The organism is Rhodobacter sp. TJ_12, assembly GCF_020023995.1.
GTDB lineage: Bacteria > Pseudomonadota > Alphaproteobacteria > Rhodobacterales > Rhodobacteraceae > Rhodobacter.
On sequence record NZ_NRRD01000020.1, the window covers coordinates 64,752 to 73,198 of the forward strand.

At 63.2% G+C, this 8,447-nt stretch carries 7 protein-coding genes; 3 read left to right on the forward strand and 4 right to left on the reverse strand.

What is annotated here, in order from left to right; translation table 11 throughout:
* The first annotated feature begins 51 nt into the window (after window positions 1-51).
* Genes ectB through CKO11_RS13820 form a run of 3 tightly spaced genes read left to right on the forward strand, consistent with a single transcriptional unit; the run spans window position 52 to window position 3,179 of the window.
* A complete protein-coding gene (ectB, locus tag CKO11_RS13810) occupies window positions 52-1,323 on the forward strand; it encodes a diaminobutyrate--2-oxoglutarate transaminase (RefSeq protein ID WP_223639939.1) in 1,272 nt (423 codons plus the stop codon).
* Window positions 1,324-1,336: 13 nt separating this feature from the next.
* Window positions 1,337-1,735, forward strand: a complete 399-nt coding sequence (locus CKO11_RS13815) for an ectoine synthase (protein WP_223639942.1) — start codon at window positions 1,337-1,339, stop codon at window positions 1,733-1,735.
* A gap of 1 nt (window position 1,736) precedes the next feature.
* Entirely contained in the window at window positions 1,737-3,179 is a 1,443-nt protein-coding gene (locus tag CKO11_RS13820; RefSeq protein WP_223639945.1) for an aspartate kinase, read from the forward strand.
* 133 nt (window positions 3,180-3,312) lie between these two features.
* On the opposite strand, the gene CKO11_RS13825 is transcribed toward CKO11_RS13820, so the two are convergent.
* From CKO11_RS13825 to odhB, 4 genes are all read right to left on the reverse strand, one after another.
* Window positions 3,313-5,514, reverse strand: coding sequence for a mechanosensitive ion channel family protein (locus tag CKO11_RS13825; RefSeq protein ID WP_223639948.1), 2,202 nt, complete (start codon window positions 5,512-5,514; stop codon window positions 3,313-3,315).
* A gap of 210 nt (window positions 5,515-5,724) precedes the next feature.
* Window positions 5,725-7,113, reverse strand: coding sequence for a dihydrolipoyl dehydrogenase (gene lpdA / locus CKO11_RS13830; RefSeq protein ID WP_223639951.1), 1,389 nt, complete (start codon window positions 7,111-7,113; stop codon window positions 5,725-5,727).
* 77 nt (window positions 7,114-7,190) lie between these two features.
* Entirely contained in the window at window positions 7,191-7,445 is a 255-nt protein-coding gene (locus tag CKO11_RS13835; RefSeq protein ID WP_223639954.1) for a hypothetical protein, read from the reverse strand.
* 26 nt (window positions 7,446-7,471) lie between these two features.
* The coding region (odhB, locus tag CKO11_RS13840; protein ID WP_223639956.1) for a 2-oxoglutarate dehydrogenase complex dihydrolipoyllysine-residue succinyltransferase at window positions 7,472-8,447 on the reverse strand (976 nt) is incomplete at its 5' end.

Sequence of the window (8,447 nt, forward strand, 5' to 3'; positions counted from 1 at the left end):
TCTCAATCCCCAACGCACAAGGATGCGAAAGGATTTCCTATGTCTAACGCTATGACCCAAAACATTTTTGAGCGCCGCGAAAGCCAGGCCCGCTCTTACTGCCGCTCGATGCCGGCGCTGTTCACCTCTGCCTCCGGTTCGGAACTCAAAGACGCTGAGGGCAACACCTATATCGACTTTCTGGCGGGCTGCTCCTCGCTCAACTACGGGCATAATGACCCGGATATGAAGGCCGCGCTGATCGAGCATATCGCGTCCGATGGCATCGCCCATGGGCTCGATCTGCACACCAATGCCAAGGGGGCCTTTCTGGAGGCGTTCGAGCGCCATATCCTGAAACCGCGTGGCATGGATCACCGGATCATGTTCACCGGCCCGACTGGGGCCAATGCCGTCGAGGCGGCGATGAAAATGGCGCGCAAGGTGACGGGGCGGACCAATATCATCGCCTTCACCAACGGCTTTCATGGCGTGACCATGGGCGCGCTGGCGGCCACCGGCAACGGTTATCACCGCGGCGGCGCCGGGATGGATAAATCGGGCGTGACCCGGCTGCCGTTTGACGGCTATGCCGAAGGGGTGGATAGCGCCGCGCTGCTTGAACAGATGCTCGATGACCCCTCGGGCGGGATCGATGCGCCCGCCGCGATCATCCTTGAGACCGTGCAGGGCGAAGGCGGGCTGAATGCCGCGCGTCCCGAATGGGTGCGCCGCATTGCCGATCTGGCGCAAAAGCATGGGGCGCTGTTGATCATTGACGATATTCAGGCGGGCGTGGGCCGGACCGGCACCTTCTTCTCGTTCGAGCGGATGGGCGTTACGCCCGATATCGTCACCATGGCGAAATCCTTGTCGGGCTTTGGCCTGCCGATGGCGATGGTTCTGGTGCGCCCGCATCATGACGTGTTCGGCCCGGCGGAACACAATGGCACCTTCCGTGGCAACACCCATGCGTTCATCACCGCCAAGGTGGCGATCGAGAAATTCTGGGCCGATGACCGTTTCCAGCGCGAGTTGGCCGACAAATCCTTGATGCTGACCTCGGCGCTGCAACAGGTCGCGGCGCTCGTGCCCGATGCCGAACTTAAGGGGCGTGGCATGATGCAGGGTGTCGATGTGCGCGATGGCGCACTGGCCGCCGATATCTGTGCGCGCGCCTATGCGATGGGCCTTGTCGTCGAAACCTCGGGCAACCGCGATCAGGTGGTGAAAATTCTCGCCCCGCTGACCACACCGCAACACACCTTCCGCAAAGGCTTTGACATCTTGCTGAGCGCGACGCGCGCGGCGATGGCCGATCGTCTCAAACTGGCGGCGGAATAAGGAGGACCAAGCTATGATCGTGCGTGATTATCATGACATCGTGAAAAACGAACCCGGCCGCGTCGTGTCGGATGCGAAATGGACCTCGATTCGGATGCTTTTGGCGAGCGATAAAATGGGCTTTTCGTTCCATATCACCCATTTGCAAGCTGGCTCGGAACATGTTTTCGAATACAAAAACCACTTTGAAAGCGTCTATTGCATGCAGGGCAAGGGCGCGATCACCGATCTGGCGACCGGCGAGACGCATCAAATCCGCCCCGGCGTGATGTATGCGCTGAATGAAAACGACCGGCACCGTTTGGTGGCGGAAGAAGAGCTGGTGATGGCCTGTGTGTTCAACCCGCCGGTGACGGGCACCGAGGTGCACCGCGAAGACGGCTCTTACGCCCCGGCCGAAGAGGTGGCCTGATATGGCCCATACGGTAGAGAAAATCGGCGGCACCTCGATGTCGCGCATCGACGAATTGCGCGATGCGCTGATCATCGGGGATCGCGAAGGGCCCGATCTTTATGGCCGCATTTTCGTGGTATCGGCCTTTGGCGGGATCACCAACCTGCTTTTGGAGCATAAAAAGACCGGCGAGCCCGGTGTTTTTGCGGCCTTTGCCAATGATGATGTCAGCGATCATGGCTGGCACGAGCGGCTGGATACGGTGGCGCAGGCCATGCGCGAGGCGCATGCGCATGTGCTGGATCATCCGGCCGATGTGGAAAGCGCCGATGCGTTTGTGCGCGAACGGGTTCTGGGCGCGCGCGATTGCCTGATCGACCTGCAACGCCTTGTGTCCTATGGCCATTTCCGTCTGTATGAACATATGGGCCAGACCCGCGAATTGCTGTCGGGGCTGGGCGAGGCGCATTCGGCCTTTGTCACCGCGCTGATGCTGACGCGGGCGGGGGTGAATGCACGCTTCATCGATCTGTCGGGCTGGCGCGACCGGGGCGATGTCAGCCTTGATGAGCGGATCATGGGCGCGATGGAGCGGGTCGATCCGACGACCGAAATGCCCATCGTCACCGGCTATGCGCAATGCGCCGAAGGGCTGATGAGCGAATTCGATCGGGGCTATTCCGAGGTGACCTTTTCGCGGCTGGCCGCGCTGACAGGCGCGCGCGAGGCGATCATTCACAAGGAATTCCACCTGTCGTCGGCCGATCCCAACCTTGTGGGCGCACAGAACGTGCGCAAGCTGGGCCGCACCAATTATGACGTAGCCGATCAACTTTCGAACCTTGGGATGGAGGCGATCCACCCGAAAGCGGCGAAGATGCTGCGCCAATCGGGGGTGCCTTTGCGCGTGACCAATGCGTTTGAACCGCATGATCCGGGCACCTTGATCGACGACCAGCCTGCGGAACAGGCGGCGGTCGAGATCGTCACCGGGCTGGATCTGTATGCGCTTGAGGTGTTCGAGCAGGATATGGTCGGGGTGAAGGGCTATGACGCCGCGATCTTGGATGTGCTGACGCGCCATAATGTGCGCATCGTCTCCAAGGTGTCGAACGCCAATACGATCACCCATTATGTCGATGCCTCGCTCAAGACGCTGCGCCGGGTGGAGAAAGACCTCAATAGCCGGTTTCCCTCGGCCGATGTGACCTCGCGCGCGATTTCGATGGCGTCTGTCGTCGGGCGCGATCTGGCGGGGCTGTCGGTGCTGCAACGCGGGCTTGTGGCGATTGCCGAAGCCGGGCTGGAAGCGATTGGCGCGAGCCAGGGGCCGCGCAATGTCGATGTGCAATTCATCCTAGAGCGGGACTCGCTCAAACCGGTGATCGCGGCCTTGCATGGCGCGCTGGTGGAACAGAATTCTGCGCAAAAGGCGCGCCCGAAACTGTCGCGTGCGGCCTGAAACGGCCCGAACCGGGCCGCGGCTCAGCGCGGCGCCTAAACATCCATGACACGCGGCGGGCCCTTGCCCGCCGCGTCTCTTTTTGTGCGCAATGTCCTTTGCGGCCTTGCCCAGTGGGCGCTTGGGGGCTGTCTCACGCGTCGCTGGGGCTGGTGAACAACATCCGGCGCGGCGCGGGCGGGCTGTCGATGTTGCGCTGGGCCAGCTCGATGCGGGCAAGCTGGGTGAAGCGCCGCCCGACCGCCCATTGTGCGGCGGGGGCCGTGCGCAACAGCGCGCGGAACGTATAGACCCCTTCGGCCATGGCGGTGATCCCTTGCAGATCGATATCGCCGCGCAATTCGGCCCCAAGATCAGAGGCTTCAAGCTGTGCAAAGGCGCTGCGCATCGCCTCGGCCACGGCGGCGACGGGCACCTCGCCTGCGATCGGGAATTCGGCCACATGGGCCGAGAAATCGCGCGTCATGTTCGAAACCGTCGTGACGGCGGAGAACGGCACCACATGCAAGGTGCCATCCAGCGCGCGCAGCCGGATCGAGCGGATCGAGACCCGCTCCACCCCGCCAGAAAGTCCCGCGACCTCGACCACATCGCCTTCGTTCACGGCGTTTTCGATCTGGATGAAAATGCCGGTGATGATGTCTTGCACCAGCTTTTGCGCGCCAAAACCAACGGCGATGCCGACCACCCCGGCGCCCGCCAAAAGCGGTGCCACGTCGAGCCCAAGCTGGGCCAGCGCCAGCATTAGGGCAATGACAATCACCGCAAAGCCAAAGGCATTGCGGAAAAGCCGCAACAATGTGCGTCGGCGGTTGTATTCGCGCCGTCCGGGCAAGGCGGTGGCCAGCCAGCGATCAAACAGCGCCGAAAGTGCCAACCACAGCGCGCCGGCGCCCGCCAGCACCAAGCCCGCCGAGACAAGCCGCCAGAACCCCGCTTGCACCGCCGCCGAAGTGGCCAGCGCCAGCGGATCAATCAGCCCCCAGCCCGCCAAAAGCGCCACAGCCGCCAGCGCCAAAAGCAGACCCGCGCCAAGCGCCGCACCCGCTTGTTTCAGCGGCGCATAGTCATCTTGGATGGGGGGCGGCAGATCGGTGCCCGCCATATCATCCAGCCCGCTTTCGCCCCAAAGCCGCAGCCCCGCCGCAACCAAGATCAGCGCGGCCACCGTGCCGCCAAGCGCCGAGAGCACGATCTGGCCGGCCAGCGCCGGCATGGTGATGGTGACAAGCCAAGCATGCAGCGCGGCTAGCGAGGCGGGCCAAGCCCAAAGGCCGGGCGTGCGCGTGAGCAAGATCGAGGCGCGCCGGGTGCCGCCCGTGGGGGGCGCGGCGGGATCAGGCACCAGATCGGTGGCGCGCAATGCCTTGGCGGCGCGCACCACGCGGGTGATCCCCCACAGCGCGGCCAAAAGCGCGAGCGTCGCCACCAAGACCCGCATTGGGCGCAGCACCGCAAGCCCGGCAATCTCGCGCAGGCCGGGGGCGACGAACATCATCCCCTGAATGACAATGCCCAAAGGCAAGATGGCATTGCGGTAGATCGCGCGTTGCAGTCCCGGCGCGACCCATGACAGGCTGCGTCCGGTTTCGGCCTCGGGGCTGGCCACGATGGCCAGTGCGGCGCGCGCCAGCCCAAAAAGCGCAAAGGCCGAAAGATACAGCGTTTGCAGCACGAACAACTGCCCCGTCAGGGCCGACATCCAGCTTGCGACGCCCAGCCCCACCGCCCAGGCCCCGCCAAGCGCCACCAGCCGCAAGGCGGTGGCGATAGCCGTGCCTTGCAGCCGCGCCAGCGTGCCTTTGCGCCCGACCGGGCGGCGGCGCCAATGGGTAAGCGCCGCGCTCAGCAAAAGCGAGGTGCCGACGGTGACCACGATCGAAGTGACAAGCGAGGCCAGTTCCGCCGCCGCCAGCGCCTGCCAGATCGTGCCTGCCAAGGCATCGGCACTGGAAAGCCGGGAGAGTTCGCGCACCAGCGCGGTGATCTGTTCGCGCGTGATGCCCGCAAGATCATGGCCCAGCCCGGTGCCAAGGTCGAGCGCTTGCGTCGCAAGCGGCACATCCGAGACCGGGGGCAAGACCGGGGCCGGTGTCTCGGAGGGGCTGATCGTTGGCGCATCGGGAGTATTCGCCGCCGCTGTGTCAGAGCGGGTTTCTGTTCCGGTGCCCGATCCGCTGTCAGCGGGGGCGGCGGTTGGCGCGGCCGGGTCTGTCTGCGCCGGGGGCGCGGCGGTTTGGGGGGCGGTTTCTTGGTTTTGGGCTGCGCCGGGCAGCGCCAAGGCCAGCATCAAAATCAGGGCGGCGATGGCGGCTGTTCCCGGTGCTTTGGTCATTCTGTCCCCTTTGCCCGTTGTGTGTTGGCCCCTTTGGGGGCGCGCGCGTGTGACGCATGCTAGCGGTGCGGGTGCGATGCGAAAAGCGCCAGCATGGCGCAGCGTGGCACACCGAGCCCAAGGGGCAACGCGCCACGCCACACCCGGTTCCCTGAAATGGAAAAGGGCAGCCGCGCGGGCTGCCCTGATCTCGCGCAGTATGGCGCGCGCTTAGGCGTGGATCGCGCCGTCGCCGCAGGCCAGCGCCGCTTCGCGCACCGCTTCCGAATAGGTCGGATGTGCATGGCAGGTCAGCGCCAAATCCTGCGCCGAGGCGCCAAATTCCATTGCCACGCAGACTTCGTGGATCAGATCGCCCGCACCGGGGCCGATGATGTGGCAGCCCAGAATCCGGTCGGTTTTCGCATCGGCCAAAAGCTTCACAAACCCATCGGCCTGGAACACGGCCTTCGCACGGCCATTGCCCATGAAGGAAAACTTGCCGACCTTATAGGCGCGGCCTTCCTGTTTCAGCGCATCTTCGGTTTTGCCGACCGAGGCCACCTCGGGCGTGGTGTAGATCACGCCGGGGATCACATCGTAATTCACATGGCCATGTTTGCCCGCAATCACCTCGGCCACGGCCATGCCCTCGTCTTCGGCCTTATGGGCCAACATCGGGCCGGTGATCGCATCGCCAATCGCATAGATGCCGGGCACAGAGGTCGCCCAATGGTCATTGGTTTTTACCTGACCGCGCGGCAGCATCTCAACGCCGAGCGCCTCAAGCCCCAAACCGCCGGTAAAGGGTTTGCGGCCGGTGGCGACCAGCACCACCTCGGCCTCGATCTCATGGGCGCTGTCGTCTTTGCGCAGGGTGTATTTGACGGTGTTCTTGCCCTTGGCCTTGGTGACCTCGCTCACCGCCGCGCCGAGCACGAATTTCAGCCCCTGTTTGGCGAGGATTTTTTGCAAGCCCTTAGCGATTTCGGTATCCATGCCCGGCGTGATCGCATCAAGATATTCGACCACGGTCACCTCGGCGCCAAGGCGTTTGTAGACCGAGCCAAGTTCCAGCCCGATCACGCCAGCGCCGATCACCACCATGGATTTCGGCACTTTGGGCAGCGACAGCGCCCCGGTGGAGGTCACGACGCTGGTTTCATCGATCTCGATGCCGGGCAGGCTGGCGGCCTCGGACCCGGTGGCGATGACGATGTTCTTGGCGCTGTGCACCTCGTCGCCGACTTTCACCTGACCCGCCGCCGGGATCGAGCCCCAGCCTTGCAGATAGGTGACCTTGTTCTTTTTGAACAGGAACTCGATCCCCTTGGTGTTGCCGTCGATCACATCTTGTTTGTAGGCCTGCATCTGCTTCCAATCGACCGAGGGGGCTTTGCCCTTCAGCCCCATCTTGGCGAAGTTATGCTCTGCCTCGTGCAATTCATGCGTGGCATGCAACAGCGCTTTGGAGGGGATGCAGCCCACATTGAGGCAGGTGCCGCCCAAGCTGCCGCGCCCCTCGACGCAGGCGGTTTTGAGCCCCAATTGGGCGCAGCGAATGGCACAGACATAGCCGCCCGGGCCGCCGCCGATCACGATAACGTCGAATTCTGCCATGGGTTTACGTCCTTTTTGACTGAGCGCGCCGGGGGGCTGTCTGCCCCCCAACCAACTGTTTGGGAATGCGGAGAGAGCTAGGATCTCCCGTGAGAACGCGCTTTTTGCGCCATTTCCTTCGCTGCTGACGGCACAGAAGTGGAATTTACTTCGTCTGCAAGACGATGGACTGGAGCGACCAAACCGTAGACAGTTACCCCTTTTTCTTCGAAGAAAGCCACAGCATCTCGGTTATTGAACTCAGTGTTCGACGCAATGCCATTAGCGATGGCATACGCATCTTTCACGGAGACTACATCATAGACTTCAAACTCTTCGCGCTTCTTGGGCATTTGATCCGCTCCATGCAGGAAAAGCTTCACAGATCCATCAGCAGGCGGCGCGGATCTTCGAGCGCTTCTTTGACGCGCACCAAGAAGGTCACCGCGCCTTTGCCATCGACGATGCGGTGGTCGTAGGAAAGCGCCAGATACATCATCGGGCGGATCACGATCTGACCCTTCACCACCATCGGGCGCTCTTGGATTTTATGCATGCCCAAAATGCCCGATTGCGGCGGGTTCAAGATCGGGCTCGACATCAGCGAGCCGTAAACGCCCCCGTTCGAGATGGTGAAGGAGCCGCCTTGCATTTCCGCCATGGTCAGCTTGCCGTCGCGGCCGCGTTTGCCCAGTGCGCCGATTTCCTTTTCAATCGTCGCAAAGCCCTTGGCATCGGCATCACGCACCACCGGCACGACCAGACCCGAGGGCGTGCCCACGGCCACGCCCATATGGACATAGTTTTTGTAAATGATGTCGCCGCCATCGATTTCGGCGTTCACCTCGGGCACTTCCTTCAGCGCGTGGCAGCAGGCTTTGACGAAGAAGGACATAAAGCCCAGCTTCACGCCGTGCTTTTTCTCGAACTGATCTTTGTAGGCGTTGCGCAACTCCATCACCGCGGACATGTCCACCTCGTTATAGGTGGTCAGCATCGCGGCGGTGTTTTGCGCGTCTTTCAGGCGCCGCGCGATGGTGGCGCGCAGCCGGGTCATTTTCACCCGTTCCTCGCGTGCGGCATCTTCGGCGGGTACCGGGGCGCGCGGCACCGAAGCCGGCGGCGGCGCGATCGAGATCGGCGTAGCGGTGGGGGCAGGGGCCGGGGACGGGGTGCCCGCAGCAGCGGCGGCGACATCTTCTTTCATGATCCGGCCATCGCGGCCCGTGCCTGTGACCTGATCGGGCGACAGGCCCGCTTCGGCCATCGCCTTTTTCGCCGCGGGCGCATGTTCGACATCTTTGCCGCCCGCCGCCGGGGCAGGGGGGGCTGCCGGGGCATCGGCCTTTTTCGGG

Excerpts from the sequence above, each read along its gene's own strand:
- CKO11_RS13835 (WP_223639954.1), bottom strand. The coding sequence starts at position 7,445 with ATGCCCAAGAAGCGCGAAGAGTTTGAAGTCTATGATGTAGTCTCCGTG.
- CKO11_RS13815 (WP_223639942.1), top strand. The coding sequence starts at position 1,337 with ATGATCGTGCGTGATTATCATGACATCGTGAAAAACGAACCCGGCCGC.
- lpdA (WP_223639951.1), bottom strand. The coding sequence starts at position 7,113 with ATGGCAGAATTCGACGTTATCGTGATCGGCGGCGGCCCGGGCGGCTAT.
- ectB (WP_223639939.1), top strand. The coding sequence starts at position 52 with ATGACCCAAAACATTTTTGAGCGCCGCGAAAGCCAGGCCCGCTCTTAC.
- CKO11_RS13820 (WP_223639945.1), top strand. The coding sequence starts at position 1,737 with ATGGCCCATACGGTAGAGAAAATCGGCGGCACCTCGATGTCGCGCATC.
- CKO11_RS13825 (WP_223639948.1), bottom strand. The coding sequence starts at position 5,514 with ATGACCAAAGCACCGGGAACAGCCGCCATCGCCGCCCTGATTTTGATG.